The organism is Streptomyces sp. NPDC127119 (genome assembly GCF_042677425.1).
In the GTDB taxonomy this organism is placed as follows: domain Bacteria; phylum Actinomycetota; class Actinomycetes; order Streptomycetales; family Streptomycetaceae; genus Streptomyces.
On the sequence record NZ_JBHXTO010000015.1, the window covers coordinates 22,850 to 43,370 of the forward strand.

General features: G+C 73.9%; 1 protein-coding gene. It reads left to right on the plus strand.

Going from position 1 to position 20,521, the window contains the following annotated elements; genetic code table 11:
* Nucleotides 1-13 precede the first annotated feature (13 nt).
* Complete coding sequence (locus tag ACFVH5_RS10075) at nucleotides 14-20,512, plus strand: non-ribosomal peptide synthase/polyketide synthase (RefSeq protein ID WP_385833075.1); 20,499 nt, start codon at nucleotides 14-16, stop codon at nucleotides 20,510-20,512.
* Nucleotides 20,513-20,521 lie beyond the last annotated feature (9 nt).

Below are 20,521 nucleotides of genomic sequence, written 5' to 3' on the forward strand. Positions count from 1 at the left end.
GGACCGGCAGACCATGACGTCTTCGAAGCGAGACCGCAGCACGGCACTGCCCCAGGACCTCCAGGAGGTGATGCGCCGCCGCCTCGCGGGCCGGGCCGCCACCGCCCGCCAGGGCATCCCGCACGCCGACCGCACCCAACCGCTGCCCCTGTCCTCCGCCCAGCAGCGGCTGTGGTTCCTGGACCGGCTGCGCCCCGGCGACGCCCGCTACAACAGTGCCGTCGCCCTGCGGCTGAGCGGCCCGCTGGACCACACGGCCCTCTCCCGTGCCCTGGACACGGTCGTCGAGCGGCACGAGGCGCTGCGCACCACGTTCGAGGAGAGCGACGGACGGCCCGCGCAGTCGGTACGACCGGCGGCCCCGGTCCCGCTCCCGGTGGCCGACACGCCGTCGGACGCGCTGGAGGCGGCGCTGCTCGCGGAGTACGAGCGTCCCTTCGACCTGGGCACGGGCCCGCTGCTGCGGGCCCTGCTCCTGCGCGAGTCGGACACCGCGCACACCCTGCTGCTGACGGCCCATCACATAGTCACCGACGGCTGGTCGATGGGGATCGTGCTGGAGGAACTGTGCGGCGCGTACGACGCCTTGGCCCGGGGTGCGATACCGGAGTTGGCGTCGGTGGTGACGCAGTACCCGGACTTCGCGGCATGGCAGCGCGAACAGCTCTCCGGCCCTCGACTGGACCGCCAACTCGGCTACTGGGGGAAGCAATTGTCGGGGGCCGTCGCTCCCCGGCTGCCGCTGGACCACCCCCGTGACGGAGAGGAGTCCGGCGCGGGGGCCGTACGCACCTTCACCGTGCCCGCGGGGATCACCTCGCGGCTGCGGGAGTTGGCGGCCGAACAGCACACCACGCTGTTCACCTCCGTGGTCGCCGCCTGCCAGGCCCTGCTGGCCCGCTGGTCCGGACAGGACGACATCACCGTCGGCTCCCTCACCCCGGGGCGTTCGCGCACCGACCTGGAACGAACCGTCGGCTTCTTCGCCAACACAGTGGTCCTGCGCACTTCCGTGCGCACGGACGACTCCTTCCGCGACCTCCTCGGGGCCGCCGCGACCACCGTCAACGACGCCTTCGCGCACGGCGACACCCCGTTCGAGCGGCTGGTGGAGGCGGTGGGGGTGACCCGCGAGGCGGGCCGCAACCCCTTGTTCGACGTGATGGTCCTGCTCCACCCGGCGCCGCCCACGGCTCCCGCCCTGCGCGCCCTGACCGCCTCACCGGTCGAGGTGCTCCGGCAGGCGGCCACCTTCGACCTCAGCGTCGAGTTCGTCCCTGACGGGGAGGGGCTGACCGGCCTGCTGGAGTACCGCACCGACCTGTTCGACACGGCCACGGCGGAACGGATGACCGACCAGCTGTCACGCACGCTGGAGGGCGCCGCGACCGCGCCGGACCGGCCGTTGGGGTCGCTGCCCCTGCTCGGTCCGGACGAGGCCCGGCGGATCACGGAGGAGTGGAACGGCACCGCGTCGGCCGTCCCCGCCGCCACCTGCCCGGAGCTCTTCGCCCGGCAGGCGGAGCGCACCCCGCACGCCACGGCGCTGGTCGCGGGGGAAGCCCGCCTCGACTACGCGACGCTCACCACCCGCGCCGACCTGCTCGCCCGCCACCTCATCGCCCGGGGCGCCGGCCCCGAACGCCTGGTCGCACTCCGACTGCCACGCACCGCCGACATGATCGTGGCCATCCTCGCCGTCTGGAAATCCGGCGCCGGATATCTGCCTCTGGACCTCGCCCTGCCGGAGGAACGGGTCCGCTTCCTCCTCGACGACGCGCGCCCCGCGCTGGTGCTGGACGAGGCGGCGGTGCGGGCGGTGTGGAGGGCTGAGCCCGGCGTGCTCTCGGACCCGGGCTCCAGCCGAACCACCGCACCCCCCGACCCGGACACCACCGCGTACGTCATCCACACCTCCGGTTCCACCGGGCGGCCCAAGGGGGTCGCCGTGACGCACCGGTCGCTCGCGCATCTGCTGGCCGCGCACCGCGAGGGCTTCGTCGCGGATGCGGGAGGCGGGCCGTTGCGGGTGGCGCTGACCGCGTCGTTCTCCTTCGACACCTCGCTGGAGGGCGTGCTGCTGATGGCCGACGGCCACCCGCTGCACCTGGTCGACGAGACGACCCGGCTCGACGCCGCCGCGCTGGTCGAGTACGTCGTCGAGCACCGCGTCGACTTCCTCGACCTCACCCCGTCCTACCTGCGCCAACTGCTGCCCGCCGGACTGCTCACCGATCCGCGCCACCACCCGCGCGTCCTGATGCTCGGCGGCGAGCCGATCGGCCCCGCCCTGTGGCGCGAGCTGGCCGGACACCGGGACGTGGCCGCGTACAACTTCTACGGGCCCACCGAGTGCACGGTCGACGCCCTGGCCTGCCGTATCGAGGGCGAAGGGCGCCCCCTGGTGGGCAGGCCACTGCCGAACCTCCGCGCGTACGTCCTCGACGACCGCCTCCAGCCGGTGCCACCCGGCGTCGGCGGCGAGCTGTACCTGGCGGGCGAACAGGTGGCCCGCGGATACGCGGGTCGGCCGGGGCTGACCGCCGCACGCTTCCTCGCCGACCCCTTCGGCCCGCCCTCGACGCGGATGTACCGCACGGGCGACCTGGCCCGCTGGACCGCCGACGGACGTCTCGACCACCTCGGGCGGGCCGACGACCAGGTGAAGGTACGCGGCCACCGCATCGAGCCGGGCGAGATCGAGGCAGCGCTGCTCGACCTGCCGGACCTCACCGGCGCCGCGGTCGTCGCGCTTCCCGACACGCAGGGCCATCTGCGGCTCGCCGCCTACGTCGTAGCGGCCCCGGACGCCGAACCGCCCACCGCCGCGCACCTGAGGGCCGCCTGCGGGCGCGTCCTGCCCGATCACATGGTGCCGTCGTCGTTCACCGTGCTGGACGCGCTGCCGCTGACCACCAGTGGCAAGCTGGACCGCCGTTCCCTGCCCGCCCCCGACCTCGAAACGGCCCCGCGCGAGCGGGAGTTCGTCGCACCGCGCACCCCGGACGAGGAGACGCTGGCCGGCATCTGGGCGGAGGTACTGGGCCTCACACGCGTGGGCGTCACCGACAACTTCTTCGAACTCGGCGGCGACTCCATCCTCAGCATCCAGGCCGTCTCCCGCGCCCGCGCGGCCGGCCTGCACCTGACCTCGCGGGACGTCTTCCGCCATCAGACCGTCGCCGACCTGGCCGCCGCCGGGTCCCGCCGCACCGCCGAGGCACCCGCACCCCTACGGAGGCGCGAGGACGGGCCCGCCCCGCTGACCCCGGTCCAGGAGTGGTACGCCGCCACACACGGCGACCGGGACAGCAACCTGCGGCCCTTCAGCATGTCGATGCTGCTCGACCTGCCGTACGACGTCGACGAATCCGCCCTGGAACGCGCCGTGGAAGCGCTGGCCACCCACCACCCGGCGCTGCGTACCCGCTTCGCCCGCATCAGCGAGACCGGCGAAAGCAGCACGATCGGAGCGACCGGCGACACCTGGCGGCAGTACCCCGGGGAGGGACCGGCCACCGGCCTGCTGACCCGTCACGACCTCTCCGCCACCGCGGACCCCGCGGACCGATCAGAGGCCCGCCTCGCCGCCGCCCACACCGCCCGCGCCGCCCTCGACCCGGCGACCGGTGCCCTGCTGCGGGCCGCCCTGCTCCTGCCAGCGCCCGGTGGCCGCCCCCAACTGTTCCTCACCGCACACCACTTGGCCGTGGACAGCGTGTCCTGGCGCATCCTGCTCGGTGACCTCCAGCAGGCCTACCGGCAGGCGGCAGCGGGCGCGGCGATCCAACTGGAGCCCGTGGCAACGCCGTTCACCGACTGGGCCGCCCACCTCTCCGGCCTCGCGCGAGCAGGAGACCTCGACGGCGACCTGCCGTACTGGACCACGGAGGCCGCCCGGCCCCGTACCCCGCTGCCGGTCGACCGCCAAGGGACCCCGCTCGCCGGAACCGTACGCACCGTCCGCACCCGAGTGGACCGCGCCACCACCGAGGCCCTGCTGCGCCGGGTCCCCGCCGCCTACCGCACGCAGGTCAACGACGTCCTGCTCGGCGCGTTGAGCAGGGTCCTCGCCGACTGGACAGGCGCCGAGCACGTGACCGTCGCCCTGGAGGGCCACGGGCGCGAGGAGCTGATCGCGGGGGACGTGGACCTGTCCCGCACGGTGGGCTGGTTCACCTCCCAGTACCCCGTCACCCTCACCCCGGCCGGAACGCGCGCCGCACCCGACTGGGGCGGCACCCTGAAGGCCGTCAAGGAACGCCTGCGGGCCGTGCCCCGACGCGGACTCGGCTACGAGGCGCTCGCACGCCTGGGTTCGCCCGACCCGGCCGCCCGTGCCCTGCGCGAACTGCCCCTGCCCCAGGTGTGCTTCAACTACCACGGGCAGTGGGACACCACCGCCGGAGCGGACTTCGTACCGGCCGCCGAGGTGCCCGGCCGGGACATGGCCACCGACGAACCCCTCGACCACCTGCTCGACATCTCCGCCGCGGTCACCGACGGCGAGCTGGAGATCACCTGGCACTACAGCGACCAGGCCCACACTCCACACACCGTAGGGGAGTTGGCGAACGGCATGGTGGCGGCGCTGGCCGCGATCGCCGAGCACTGCGCCCGGCCCGGCGCGGGCGGCCGTACCCCTTCCGACTTCCCCCTCGCCCGTCTGGACCAAGCCGCCGTGGACCGTCTCGTCGGCGACGGCCGCGCGGTGGAGGACCTGCTCCCGCTCACCCCGCTCCAGGAAGGCATGCTCTTCCACCGCCTGGTCGGCGGCGCCGACGACGTGTACGTGGACCAGGCCGCCCTGCTCCTCGACGGCGTGGCCGACCCGCAGACGTTCGGTCTGGCCTGGCAGCGGGTCACCGACCGCACACCCGCGCTGCGGACCTCGGTCGTGTGGCAGGACGTGCCCGTACCCCTCCAGGTCGTGCACCGGGACGTACAGGTGCCCCTCACGTACTTCGACTGGCGGGACGCGGGCCCGGGGGAGCGCGCCGACCGCCTCGACCGGCTCCGCGCCGACGACCTGGCGCACGGCATCGACCTCGCCTCGGCGCCCCTCATGCGACTCACCCTGGTCCGGCTGCCCGACGCCCGGCTGCACCTGCTGTGGACCTCCCACCACCTCATCCTCGACGGCTGGAGTCTGGCCCAAGTACTGACCGAGGTGTGCGAGGAGTACGCGGCGCTCACCGCCGGCGGTGAGCCGAACCCGCCCGTGCGCCGGTCCTTCGCCGACTACGTGCGCTGGCTGGCCGACCAGGACGCCGAGGCCGCGCGTGCGTACTGGCGCGAGACGCTGGGCGGCTTCGCCTCTCCCACGCCGCTGCCCGTCGACCGGCCCCTGACCGGCACGCACGAGAGCCGGTCGGCGGACGTCCACACCGCCGAGCTGTCCGACGCGGCGTCCGCGACGCTGGCCCGCACCGCGCGCGACGCCGGACTGACCGTGAACACCGTGGTGCAGGGCGCCTGGGCGCTGCTGCTGGCCCGCCACAGCGCCGAGCCGGACGTGGTGTTCGGCACGACCGTCTCCGGCCGCCCCGACGAACTGCCGGGCGTGGAGTCGATGGTGGGCATGTTCATCAACACCGTGCCCACCCGTGTCCACGTCGACGGCCACCGCCCGGCCGCCGACTGGCTGCGCGAACTCCAGGACGTACAGGCCGAGTCGCGCCGGTTCGCCGCCGCCTCCCTGGCCGAGCTGACCGCCCTGAGCGAGGTGCCGTCCGGTACCCCCCTCTTCCACAGCATGGTCGCCTTCGAGAACTACCCCTTCGACGCGGCCCGCACCTCCGGCTCCGGAGTGCGGCTGGTGGACGTGGCCTCCCGGGACGCCACCAACTACCCGCTGGTGCTGCGCGCCTACCAGGGTGAACGGCTCGGCTTCGACCTGGCCTACGATCCCGAACTCTTCGACGCCGCCACCGTCCGGGCACTCGCCGACCGCCTCCGCCTGCTCCTCGCGGAGCTCGCCGAGCATCCCGAACGGCCGCTGCGCGCCCTGGCCCGGACGACCGCCGAGGAACGGCGGCGCATGCTGGTCGACTTCAACGGCACCGCGCACGGCCGGCCGGCGGACACCCTGGTGGACCTGTTCGAGGCCCGGGCCGCCCGCACCCCCGACGCCCTCGCCGTCACCTGCGGCACCGACCGCCTCGACTACGCCACACTCGACGCGGCGGCCGGCCGCCTCGCCCACCGGCTGGCCGAGGCCGGCGCCGGACCCGAGCGGTTCGTGGCCCTCGCCCTGCCCCGCTCCACCGACCTCGTCGTGGCGGTCCTGGCCGTCCTCAAGACGGGCGCCGCCTATCTGCCCATCGACCCGAAACTGCCCGCCGAACGCGTCGCCCAACTGCTGGACGACGCCACCCCGGTGACCCTCGTGACGACCACCCCGATGACGGCCACGGAGGCCGCCGGACGCGTACGGGACACCGGCGTCCCGCACCTCGTACTGGACGCCCCCGACGTACGGGCCGACCTCGCCCGCCGCCCCGCCACCGGACCCGCGTCGGCCCGCCGCCCCCTGCCGGAGAGCCCCGCCTACGCCATCTACACCTCCGGCTCCACCGGCCGCCCCAAGGGCGTGGTCGTGCCGCACGCCAACGTCGTGCGCCTGTTCAACCGCACGCACCACTGGTTCGGCTTCGACGAGTCGGACGTGTGGACCCTGTTCCACTCCTACGCCTTCGACTTCTCCGTCTGGGAACTGTGGGGTGCCCTGCTGCACGGCGGCCGGCTCGTCGTCGTCCCCGACGACACCGCCCGCTCCCCGGAGGACTTCCTGCGGCTGCTCGCCGACGAGCAGGTCACCGTCCTCAACCAGACCCCGTCCGCCTTCTACCCGCTGGCCCGCGCCGACGCCGAACACCCCGAACTCAGTGCCCAACTCGCCCTGCGCATCGTGGTCTTCGGCGGCGAGGCCCTGGACGTCGACCGCCTCGCCGAGTGGTACGCGCACCACCCCGACACCACGCCACGCCTGGTCAACATGTACGGCATCACCGAGACCACCGTGCACGTCACCTATGAACCACTGGACCGCACCACGGCCCGCACGGGCACCGCGAGCCCCATCGGCACCGGCATACCCGACCTGCGGATCTACGTCCTCAACGGCGACCTGGCCCCCGTGCCGCCCGGAGCCGTGGGCGAGATGTACGTGGCGGGGGAGGGCCTGGCACGCGGTTACCTGAGAAGGCCGGGGCTGACCGCCACCCGCTTCCTCGCCGACCCGTTCACGGCGTCCGACCCGATCGCGGTACCGGGGCGGCGGATGTACCGCACCGGAGACCGGGCCCGCCGACGGGCCGACGGCACGCTGGAGTACCTGGGCCGCGCCGACCAGCAGGTGAAGATCCGCGGCTACCGCATCGAACCCGGCGAGATCGAGGCCGCCCTGCACGCCCACGCGGGCGTCGGCGCGGCCGCGGTGGGCGTGTACGAGGACGGCTCGGGGACGCGCCGGCTGGTGGCCCACGTCGTCGGCCGGGGCAGCGCCGGAACGCCGGACGCCACCGAACCGTCGCCGGCCACCGCACCGCCGCCCGCCGCCGAACTCCGCGCCCACCTGGAGGGGCTGCTCCCCGCGCACATGGTGCCCGCCGCCTACGTGCCTCTGGCGGCCCTGCCGCTGACCGTCAACGGCAAACTCGACCGGCGCGCGCTGCCCGCTCCCGGACCGGACGGTTTCGCCACGGACACCGAGCGCGTCGCGCCGCGCACGCCCGCCGAGCGTGCGGTCGCCGCCGCCTGGGCGGACGTCCTCGACACCGACGAGGTGGGAGCCGACGACGACTTCTTCGCCCTCGGCGGCGACTCGATCCTCGCCGTCCGGGTCGTCTCACGGCTGCGCGCCGCCTTCGGTACCGAGGTCTCGCCCCGGCTGCTGTTCACCCACTCGACACTGTCCGCCCTGGCCGCCGAACTCGGCGACCCGGCGCAGCATGGCACCGCACCGGCCGACGTCATCCCGGCCGTGGCCCTGGACACCCCGGTGCCGCTGTCGTACGCGCAGCAGCGGCTGTGGTTCCTCGACCGGTTCGAGCCGGGCAGCACCGAGTACACGACCCTGTCCGTACTGCGCCTGCGCGGCCCGCTCGACGCCGACGCCCTGCGGGCCGCCCTCGACGGGCTGGTCGCCCGGCACGAGGCGTTGCGCACCACGTTCGCCGAAGCCGGACAGGACGGTCCGGACCACGACCGGCCGGACGGCCACGCCCGGCAGATCGTCCACCAGCCGTACCCGGTGGATCTGCCGCTGGACGACCTGGCCGGCGACCGTGACCGCCTGGACGCCCTCATCGAGAGCGAGGCGTCCGTCCCCTTCGACCTGGGCGCCGGACCTCTTCTGCGGGCCCGCCTCGTGCGCCTGGCCGAGGACGAGCACGTCCTGGTCCTCGCCGTCCACCACATCGTCACCGACGGCTGGTCGGCCGGTGTGCTGGGCCGGGACCTGGGCGAGCTGTACACGGCCGCCCACGAGAGCCGCGCACCCCGGCTGCCCCACCTGCCCGTGCGGTACGCGGACTTCGCGGCCTGGCAACGCGCCCGCACCGACGAGGTCGACGGACAACTCGCCTACTGGCGAGACACGTTGGACGGAATCACCCCGCTGGAACCGCCCACCGACCGGCCGCGTCCCGCTGTACGCAACCGGGACGGCGCCCTGGTGACCTTCACCCTCCCCGCCGCGCTCACCGAGCGGCTGCGGGAGACGGGCCGCGACGCCGACGCCACCCTCTACATGACACTGCTGACGGCCTGCACGGTCCTGCTCTCGCGCTGGGCCGACCAGGAGGACATCACCGTCGGCACGGTCACGGCGGGCCGCGAAAGGCCGGAACTCCACGACGTGGTCGGCATGTTCGTCAACACCCTCGTGCTCCGCAACCGGGTGGAGCCCGGACTGTCGTTCCGTGCGCTGCTGGAACGGGTGCGCACCAACGTCCTGGACGCGTTCGCCCACCAGGACGTGCCGTTCGAGACACTGGTGGACGCCCTCCAGCCCGAGCGCGACACCAGCCGCACCCCGCTGTTCCAGGTGATGGTGGCGCTGCACAACCTGGGCGCCGAGAACCTCGACCTGCCGGACCTGGACGTCGAACCGCTCACTCCCCCGATCCGGTACGCCGCCTACGACCTCGCCTTCGACTTCGTCGAGAACGACACGAGTGACGGTGGCGTGACCGGCTATCTGGAGTACGACACCGGCCTGTTCGACGCCGCCACCGCCGAACGACTCGCCACACGGCTGCGGTTGCTGCTGGAAGCGGCGGTGGAAGAACCGCACCGGGACGCCCGCGCGCTGCCCCTGCTGACGGCCGCCGAACAGCGGCAGATCCTCGACGAGTGGCAGGGCGGCCAACTGCCCATGCCGGACGGTGACTTCCCCGCGCTGTTCGAGGCGCAGACGGCCCGTACCCCGTACGCCACCGCCCTGGTGGCCCGGGACGGCACGCTCACCTTCGCGGCCCTGAACGAGCGGGCCAACCGGCTGGCCCATCACCTGATCGCGCTGGGTGTCGGCCCGGAGCGTGTGGTCGCCGTGCGGCTGCCGCGCACCTCGGAGCTGCTGGTGGCCGTGTTCGCCGTACTCAAGGCGGGCGGCACCCTGCTCTGCCTCGACCCGGACCTGCCCGAGGAACGCGTCGCCTTCCTCGTCGAGGACGCCGCGCCGCACACGGTCCTGACGTCCGACACCCTGCGCGGGACGCCCTGGGACGAACTGCCCGCCCACGACCCCACCGACGCCGACCGGCTCACTCCGCTGCACCCGGACAACGCCGCCTACATCGTCTACACCTCGGGCTCCACCGGCCGCCCCAAGGGCGTCACGGTGGAACACCGTCACCTGGTCAACCTCTGCCACGACCACCGGGAAGGACTCGTCGCCCCTCACACCGCCGACGGACGACGGCTCAAGGCCGCGCTCAGCGCCTCCTTCTCCTTCGACACCTCCTGGGAGGGACCACTGCTGCTCGCCCTCGGCCAGGAGGTGCACCTCGTCGACGAGGACGTACGCCTGGACCCGGAGGAGTTCTGCGCCCAGGTCGATCAGCGGGAACTCGACCTGGTGAACGTCACCCCGTCCTTCCTCCGTGAACTCACCGCCGCCGGTCTCCTCGCTCCCGGCCGCCACCACCCGCGGCTGCTGCTGGTGGGCGGCGAGGCGGTCGGCTCCGACACCTGGGCCGAACTGTGCGCCGCCCAGGACGACTTCGGCGTCACCGCGTACAACATGTACGGCCCCACGGAGACGACCGTCGACGCCGTCTACGGCCGCTGCGCCGACCACCGCGAACGTCCCGTCATCGGCCGGCCGGGCCGCAACCTGCGCGCCTACGTCCTCGACCGAACCCTGCGCCCGGTGCCGCCCGGCGTACCGGGCGAGCTGTATCTCGCCGGGGCGCAGGTCGCGCGCGGCTATCTGAACCGGCCGGGTCTCACCGCCGCCCGCTTCCTCGCCGATCCGTTCGCGGGGTGCGGTCGGTTCGGAGCGCCCGATCGCTTCGTGGCGTCCGGTCCGGCCGGGGCATCCGGTACGGTCCCGGCGCCGGGGGAGCGGATGTACCGCACCGGCGACCGGGCCCGGTGGACCGCGTCAGGGGCGCTGGAGTTCCTGGGGCGGGTCGACGAGCAGGTCAAGATCCGCGGGTTCCGTATCGAGCCCGGCGAGGTCGAGGCCGCGCTGCTCGCGCTGCCGGACGTCACCGATGCCGCCGTGACCGCCCGCGAGCACGCGGGGCGCACCATGCTCGTGGCGTACGTCGTGCCCACCGGGGAGAACGCCCCCTCCGCCGACGCGCTGCGGGTGCGGCTGCGGCGGACCCTGCCGGACCACATGGTGCCCACCGCGTTCGTGGCGCTGACCCGCATACCGCGTACGAGCGGCGGCAAGACCGACCGCCGCGCGCTGCCCGCACCGCCGGTCCAGCCCGACAGCGGCACACCGTACGTGGCACCCCGCCCGGGCGCCGAGGAACGGCTGGCCGCCATCTGGGCCGAGGTGCTCGGCGTGGACCGGGTCGGCGCGCGGGACAACTTCTTCGCGCTCGGCGGCGACTCCATCCTCAGCATCCAGATCGTCTCCCGCGCCCGCCGTACGGGCCTCGCCCTGACCACCAAGGACGTCTTCCGCCACCAGACCGTCGCCGAACTCGCCCTGCGGGTGGCCGAGTCGGAGCCCCGGCCGACGTCCGGTACGGACGACAGCGTGCCCGCCGAGGCCCCGCTGACGCCGATCCAGCGCTGGTACCTCGACCACCGGCGGCCTGGTGACACGCTGCGGTTCACCATGACCCAGCGTCTGGAACTGGCCGTCGGCACCGACCTGTCGGCCCTGGAACAGGCGGTCGACGCCCTCGTGAGCCGTCATCCCGCCCTGCGGACCCGCTTCCGGCACACCGAGGACGGCTGGTGCCAGCAGGTGCTGCCACAAGCACCGCACGCCGTGTTCACGCGCTACGACACGTCCCACCTGGACGCCCCGGAACTGGAGGCACAGGTACAGCGCGCGGCCGACGCCGCACAGCGGGCACTCGATCCCACCGAGGGCCGGGTCGTACGCGCCCTGCTTTTCGACCGGGGCCCGGAACGTTCCGCCCAACTGCTGCTCACCGTGCACCACTTGGCCGTCGACGGCGTCTCCTGGCGCATCCTGCTGGGCGACCTGGAGGCCGCTCACCGCGCCACCGAGTCCGGGCATCCCGTCGAACCTGCTCCAGCAGGCACCTCGTACGGCCGCTGGGCGCAGCGACTGGAGGAGTACACGCGATCCGGGGCCCTGGACGCCGACCTGCCGCACTGGACCCGTACCGCCGCCGCCCCTGCCGACCTGCCCGCCGGACGGCAGGGTCCCACCACCCACGGCACCGCCGCCACCGTCACCGTGGCGCTCCCGGCGGAGGAGACCGAGGCGCTGCTGCGCCGGGTCCCCGAGATCTACCGGACCCAGGTCAACGACGTGCTGCTCAGCGCGCTCGGCCGCACGCTGGCCCGCTGGTGCGGCCGTGACACGGTCCTCGTCGGGGTGGAGGGGCACGGCCGGGAGGACCTGTTCGACGACGTGGACCTGTCCCGGACCGTCGGCTGGTTCACCGCCGAGTTCCCCCTCGCCCTGACCGTCGCGCCCGACGCCGACTGGCGCGCCACCCTGCGCTCGGTCAAGGAGCAACTGCGCGCGGTGCCGCTGCACGGTCTCAGCCACGGCGCCCTGCGCCACCTCCTGCCGGACAGCCCGCTCGCCGACGCCCCCCATCCGCGGGTCGGCTTCAACTACCACGGGCGCTGGGACGCGGGCAGCGGCACCGAGGACGGTCTGTACCGGCCGGCGGCGCTCCCGCCGGCCGGCCGCGACACCGACCCGGACGACCCCCGCCCCTACCTGCTGGACATCACAGGCGTGGTCCAGGACGGGCGGCTCGAACTGGGCTGGACCTACCCGGCGGCCGTCTACGACGAGTCCACCGTGCGGCACCTTGCCGAGCAGATGTGCGTGGCGCTCCGCGACATCGTGGCCCACTGCGCGGAGCCGGACGCGGGCGGCCGTACCCCCTCCGACTTCCCCCTCGCCGCGCTCTCCCAGCAGCAGCTCGACCGGCTGGTCGGTGACGGACGGCACGTCGCCGACGTCCTGCCGCTGACACCCCTGCAGTCCGGCATGCTCTTCCACGGACTGGTCGACACCGCCGGGGCCTACTTCGACCGAACGGCCGTACGGCTGACGGGAGTCGGTGACCCGAGGGCGTTCGCGGCGGCCTGGCAGCAGGTAGTCGACCGCACCCCCGTCCTGCGCACCGACGTCCACTGGCAGGGCCTGCCGCACCCCGTCCAGGTCGTCCACCACCGCGTGGACCTGCCCGTCACCCACCTGGACTGGCGAACCCTGATCGGTGAGGAGCGCGCCGCCGCGACGGAGCGGCTGCTCGCCGAGGACCGCGCGGCGGGCATGGACCTGACGGCCGCGCCGCTCACCCGGATCACCCTGGCCGCGCTGCCCGGTGACGAGGTCCTGCTGCTGTGGTCCTCCCACCACCTCATCCTCGACGGCTGGAGCACCGGGCAGCTGCTCACCGAGGTGTGCGAGCGGTACGCCGCGCTCACCGGCGGCCGGGACAGCGCACCGCCCGTACGGCGGCCGTTCGCGGATTTCGTGCGCTGGCTGCGGGAACAGGACGAGGAGGCGGCCGAACGCCACTGGGCCGACACCCTCACCGGAGTTACCGAGCGCACCCCGCTGCCGTACGACCGCACCCCCGCCGAGGCGCACCGGGCGCGTTCGGCCCAGTCCGTCCACCACGAGCTGGACGGGGACGTGTCGCGGCGGCTGCGGGACACGGCGGCCCGCGCCGGGCTGACCGTCAACACCGTGGTGCAGGCCGCCTGGGCGCTGCTGCTGGCCCGCTACAGCGGGCGCGACGACGTCGTGTTCGGTACGACCGTCTCCGGCCGGCCCGCCGAACTGCCCGGCGTCGACACGATGATCGGCATGTTCATCAACACCGTGCCCACCCGGGTACGGGTCCGGGGCGACGGTGTCCTGTCCTGGCTGCGAGGCCTTCAGGAGGCGCAGAGCGAGGACCGGCGCTTCGACTTCCTCTCCCTCGCCCGTATCCAGACACTGACCGAAGTCCCTACCGGACAGGCCCTGTTCGACAGCATGGTCGTGTTCGAGAACTATCCGGTCGACGAGTCGGCCGCCGCCCGGACGGGTGTGGGTGTGGCCGAGGTACGCGCCGACGACGCGACGACCTTCCCGCTGTGTCTGCGCGCCCATCTGAGCGACCGGCTCGGCTTCGACCTGGCCTACGACCCCGCCTTCTTCGACCGCGTGACGGTGGAGCGGGCGACGGCTCGCCTGGCCACCCTGCTCACCCGGTTCGCCGACGGCATCGACGACATCGACGGCGGGGTCGGCGCACTCGACCCGCTCACCGCCGCGGACCGGCGCCTGCTGGAGGAGTGGAACACCACCGCCCGCACGGTGGAGCCGCGCAGCCCGGTGGACCTGTTCGCCGAACAGGCCCGCCGTACGCCGGACGCGCTCGCCCTGGACGACGGCGACCGGCGGCTGACCTACCGCGAACTCGCCGACTGGTCCGACCGGTTGGCCTCCCGGCTGCTCGCCGACGGCCTCGCGCCCGAGGCCGGGGTCGCCCTGCTCATGGACCGCTGCACCGAACTCGTCGTCGCCCAGCTCGCGGTCCTCAAGGCGGGTGGCGCCTACGTGCCGGTCGACGGCCGCGCCCCCGAGGAGCGGCGCCGGACCATGCTCGCGCAGGCGAACGTCGGGGCCCGGCTCACCACCGAGGACGTCGCCGAGGCCCGCAAGGCACCCCTGACGGACCCCGCCGGGGTGCCCGCGGATCCCGACCGGCTGGCCTATGTCATGTTCACCTCCGGATCCACCGGCCTGCCCAAGGCCGTGGCGGTACGCCACCGGGACGTGGCGTCGCTGGCCACGGACAGCCGTTTCACCGACGGCGTGTGCGCCCGCGTGCTGCTGCACTCTCCGGTCGCGTTCGACGCCGCCACCTTCGAGGTGTGGGCACCCCTGCTGACCGGCGGCTGCGTCGTCGTGGCCCCCGGGGAGACGGTCGACGCGGCGCTGCTGCGGCGGCTGATCGGTGCGGGCGCGCGCGCCGCGGCCGACGAACCGGTCGGACCCGTCGGTGACGGCGGGCGCACGGAGACCGCCGGGCGTTCCAGTGACCCCGGTCTGACCTCCATATGGCTGACCGCCGGACTCTTCCGGTTACTGGCGCAGGACTCGCCCGACTCCTTCGCGGGGCTGCGCCAGGTGTGGACCGGCGGCGACGTGGTCCCCGCGGCGGCCGTACGCCGCGTACTGGCCGCCTGCCCCGGTCTGACCGTGGTGGACGGCTACGGGCCGACCGAGACCACCACCTTCGCCACCTCCCACGCCCTCGCCGACGCGGAGACCGTCCCCGACACCGTCCCCGTCGGCCGGCCGCTCGACGACAAACGGGTCCACGTCCTGGACGCCCGGATGCGCCCCGTACCACCGGGCTGCGCGGGCGAGCTGTACATCGCCGGCGAGGGCGTCGCACGCGGCTACCTGGGCCGCCCGGGCGAGAGCGCACGCCGCTTCCTCGCCGACCCCCTGGGACCGCCCGGCGCCCGGATGTACCGCACCGGCGACCTGGCCCGGCGCCGCCCGGACGGCACGGTCGAGTTCCTGGGCCGCGCCGACGACCAGGTCAAGATCCGCGGCTTCCGGGTGGAACCCGGCGAGGTGGCCGCCGCGCTGGCGCCCCATCCCGGCGTCGTGGACGTGGCGGTGGTGGCCCGCGAGGACCGCCCCGGCGCCCGCCGTCTGGTCGCCTACGTCGTCGGCCCGGCAGGGGACGACCCGGACGAGCTGCGCGCGTACGCCCGCCGCACGCTCCCCGACTACCTGGTGCCCGCCGCATTCGTCCCGCTGACGGCCCTTCCGCTGAGCGGCAACGGGAAGGTGGACCACGCCGCGCTCCCGGCTCCGGAAGGAGACACCGGTCCGGGACAGGGCACGCGGACCGCACCGCGCACGGAGGCCGAACGCCGTACCGCCGACGTCTTCGCCGATGTGCTGGGCGGACAACCGCCGGGCGTGGAGGACGATTTCTTCGCGCTGGGCGGCGACTCCATCCTCAGCATCCGCCTGGCCGCCCGCCTGGCCGAGGAGTTCGGCACCACGCTGTCGCCGCGGGTCGTGTTCACCCACCCCACGCCCGCCGCGCTCGCCGAACTGCTCACCGGGGACCGGACCGCGGACGAAAAGGGTCCCGTCATCGCGCCGGTGGCCCGGGACACGACGGCACCGATGTCGTACGCGCAGCAACGCCTCTGGTTCCTGGAGGAGTTCGCACCCGGCGGCACCGAGTACGTCACCGCCCTGGCGCTGCGTCTGCGCGGCCGGCTCGACATCCCGGCCCTCGCGACGGCCCTGCGGAAGCTGGTGACACGGCACGAGTCGCTGCGGACCACCTTCGACACGGTGGACGGCAGGGGCGTACAGATCGTGCAGCCGCCGCAGGAAGTACCGCTGCCGCTCCACGACCTGTCCGAGCTGCCGGAGGGCGAGCGGACGGCCCGGCTGGAGAAGCGGCTCGCGGCCGACCGCGCCCTGCCCTTCGACCTGCGCGAGGGCCCCCTGCTGCGGACCGGCCTGATCCGGCTGGCCGACGACGAGCACGTACTGACGCTCACGCTGCACCACATCGTCACCGACGGCTGGTCGACCGCCGTCCTCACCGGCGACCTCGCCCACCTGTACCGGGCCGAACTGGACGCGGCCACCGAGCCTTTGCCACCCCTGCCGGTGCAGTACGCCGACTACGCCCACTGGCAGCGCACGACCAGCGGACACGAGCAGCAACTGGACTACTGGAAGGAGCAGTTGGCGGACATCGAGCCGCTGGACCTGCCCACCGACCGGCCCCGCCCGCCCCTCCGCACCCGGTCCGGTGCGACCGCCGGGCTGTCCCTGCCACCCGGCGTCGCACGCCGGCTGGGACAGGTGGGCAGGGACCGGGGAGTGACCCTGTTCACCACGCTGGTCGCCGCCGCCCAGACCTTCCTGGCCCGGCTGTGCGGCAGCCAGGACGTCACCGTCGGCACGGTCACCTCGGGCCGGGACCAGGCAGAGATCCAGCACCTGATCGGCTTCTTCGTCAACACCCTGGTGCTCCGCTCGCGGGTCGACGCCGAGCGTCCCTTCGCCGAGTTCCTGGACGACGTCCGGCGGACCGTGCTGGACGCCTTCGCCCACCAGGAGGTGCCGTTCGAGCAGGTGGTGGACGAGGTGCGTCCGGTACGCGACACCAGCCGTACCCCGCTGTTCCAGGTGATGGTCGTCCTGCAGAACACCCCGGCCGCCGGCCTGGACGTACCGGACCTGGAGGTGTCCGCCGTCGAGACGGAACTCCAGCACGCCGCGTTCGATCTCACCCTGGAGTTCGCCGAGGCGGACTCCGGCGGGCTGGACGGCCTGCTCACCTACAACACCGACCTGTTCGACGCGGCCACGGCCGAGCACCTCGCCGACCAGCTGGCCACGCTGCTGACCGCCGTGGCGGACGACCCGCACCGCGCTCTCGGCGCACTGCCCCTCGCCTCCGAAGAGGAACTGAAGGCCCTGCTGGAACAGGGGCGCGGTACGGCCCGGCCGGTACCGGCGGCGACGCTGCCGGAGCTGTTCGGGCGGCAGGTGGCCGCCACCCCCGACGCCGTGGCGCTGGAGGACACCGGACGGCAGCTGTCGTACGCCCAACTCGACCGCGCCGCCGACCGGCTCGCCCACCGGCTGATCGCCCGCGGGGTCGGCCCCGAGGACGTCGTGGCCCTCGCCCTGCCCCGCACCGCGGAGACGGTGGTGGCGCAGCTCGCGGTCGCCAAGGCGGGCGCCGCCTTCCTGCCCGTCGACCCGAACTACCCAGAGCAGCGGCGGGAGTTCATGGTCCGCGACGCGGGCGCCCGGGTGGTCCTCGACGATCCGGCCGAGATAGCGGAGATCTCGGAAACAGCGGAGGCATGGGGGGCGGGCGGCCTGGACACCGCGCCCGTCGACGCGGTCCGCGTCACCGCTCTCACCCCTGACCATCCGGCGTACGTCATCTACACCTCCGGGTCCACCGGGACCCCGAAGGGCGTCACGGTGACGCACCGGGGCCTGGCGGGCTTCGCCGAGGCCGCCGCCGAGCGGTACGCGGCGGGGCCCGGCGACCGGGTCCTGCAGTTCGCCTCACCCAGTTTCGACGCCTCCGTCCTCGAACTGTGCGTCTCTCTGCTCAGCGGCGCCACCCTCGTCACGGGGGAGGAAGGGCCGCTGATCGGCGAGCGGCTGGCCCAGGTGCTCGCGGAGCGCCGTATCAGCCACACCCTCATCCCGCCGGCCGCGCTGGCCACCGTGGCACCCGAGACCGCCGGGCACCTGCCGCACCTGCGCACCCTGATCGTCGGCGCCGAGGCCTGCCCCGCGGACCTGGTGGAGCGGTGGTCGCCCGGCCGCCGGATGATCAACTCCTACGGACCCACCGAGGCCACCGTCGTCGCCACCTGGACCGGCCCGCTGAGCCCGGCGGGCGGCGCGGGGGCCCCGCCGATCGGCCGCCCGGCCGGCGCCACCCGCGTGTACGTCCTCGACGCCGCCCTGCGGCCCGTCCCGCCCTGCGTGACCGGGGAACTGTACGTGGCGGGGCCTGGCTTGGCCCGCGGATACCTCCACCGGCCGGGCCTGACCGCCCGGCGGTTCGTCGCCGACCCGTTCGGCGCGACGGGGGAGCGCATGTACCGCACCGGCGACCTGGTGCGCTGGGGCGCCGACGGCGAACTGCGCTTCGTCGGCCGCGCGGACGACCAGATCAAGCTGCGCGGCTTCCGTATCGAGCCGGGAGAGACGGAGAGCGCGCTGCGCCGCAGCCCGTACGTGCGTGACGCGGTGGTCGTGGTCCGCTCCGACGGCCCGGACGGCCCGGAGGGCCCAGACGGTCGACAGGCCGATGGCCACGCGCGGTTGGTGGCGTACGTCGTCCCCGCTGACGACGCCGAGGGCGAGAGCAGCGACGATGGCGATGGCGATGGCGGTGGCGGTGGCGGTGGCGGTGGCAATGGCGGCGGTGGTGGTCTGCCGGTCGCCGCGCTGCGCGAAGGCCTCGCCGGGCTGCTGCCCCCGCACATGGTGCCGTCCGTGTTCGTGCCCCTGGAGCGGCTGCCCCTGACCCCCAACGGCAAGACGGACCGGCGGGCCCTGCCCGCACCCGACCCCGCGCACGGCGCCGCCCCGGCCGGCCCGCGCACCGCGCCCCGTACCGACACCGAACGCCGTATCGCGCACGTCTGGACCGACGTCCTCGGCGTGGCGGACATCGGCGTGGACGACAACTTCTTCGTCCTCGGCGGTGACTCGATCCTGAGCATGCAGGTGGTCTCCCGGCTACGGCGCGAGGGCCTGCACCTGGCCACCCGGGACCTGTTCACCCACCAGACCGTCGCCGAACTGGCCACCGTCGTCGGCACGGCTCCCCAGCACACCGATGAGGGCCCGGCGACCGGTGCGGTGCCCCTCACCCCGATCCAGGAGTGGTTCCTGAGCACACCGCGCGCCGACCACACCCACTTCAACCAGTCGGCGCTGCTGGAGCTGGACGGTACGCCCGACCCCGCCGCCCTGGAGATCGCTCTGGACGCGTTGCTGGAACACCACGACGCGCTGCGCATGCGCTTCACCGAGGACGCCGACGGATGGCACCAGTTCAATCCGCCGCCGGGAGAGCCGGGAGAGCCGGGAGAGCCGGGAGCGCCGGGATTGAGCGAGGGACTCATCGTCCGGTACGACCTGTCGGGCCTGCCGGCGGGGGAGCGGGACGCGGCCATGCAGAACGCCGCCGACGCTCTGCACACCGGCTTCGACCTGAGCCGGGGCCCGCTGCTGCGGGCGGCCCTGTTCGCCGGCTTCACCGGCGCAGACGCGGACAGGACCGCGGACGACACCTCGGCGCACCAAGCTGGCCAAGCGAATCAGGCGGGCCAAGGAGCAGGGACGGCCTTCCTCCTCCTGGTCGCCCATCACCTCGTCGTGGACGCCGTGTCCTGGCGCATCCTCGCCGACGACCTGGAAGCCGCCTACCGGCAGGCAGTACGCGGTGAGCCCGTCCGGCTGGGGGAGCGCACCACCTCGTTCCGCGACTGGGCCCACCGACTCGCCGGGCACGTCGCCGACGGCGGCCTGGACCACGAACTGGCCTACTGGGAGGACGCCGTGACCGCCGGACAGCTCCCGGCCGCCGCCGCGCCCGCCCCGGCCGCCCAGGAGGCAGGCCCGTTCACCGTCGAACTGGGGGAGGAGGACACGGAGTCACTGCTGCGCGCCGCACCGGCCGCCTACCGCACCCGCGTCAACGACGTCCTGCTGGCCGCGCTGGCCCTCGCGCTGGCCCGCTGGACGGGAGGCGAACGCGTCCGCCTGGATCTCGAAGGGCACGGCCGCGAGGACCTGCTCGACGACGTGGATCTCTCCCGCACGGTCGGCTGGTTCACCACCATCCACCCGGTCGTCCTCCAGGTCTCCGAACCGGACCGCCCCGGGCCCGACCGGAACTGGCGTTCCCTGGTGAAGTCGGTACGCCGCCAACTGCGTTCCGTACCCGGCAACGGGCTGGGCTTCGGCGCCCTGCGCACCTTCGGGCCGCCCGAGGTACGCGAACGGCTCGGCGCCGCCGCACACGGGCAGGTGGTCTTCAACTACCTCGGCCAGTGGGACGCCCGCCCGGCAGCGCCGGACGGCGGCCTCGTACGGACCGAGCACGGCTCCTTCGGCCAGGACCACGATCCCCGGGACGGCGGATCGCATCCGCTGGAGGTGGTCGGCGCCGTGCGGGACGGCCGCTTCGCGTTCACCTGGCACCACCACTCCGGGACGTACGACCCGGCGACCGTGCGCCGCGTCGCCGAGGACTTCGCCGAGGCACTGAGCCACATCGCCCGGCATGCCAGGGAAAGCCTCTGACCCCACGCA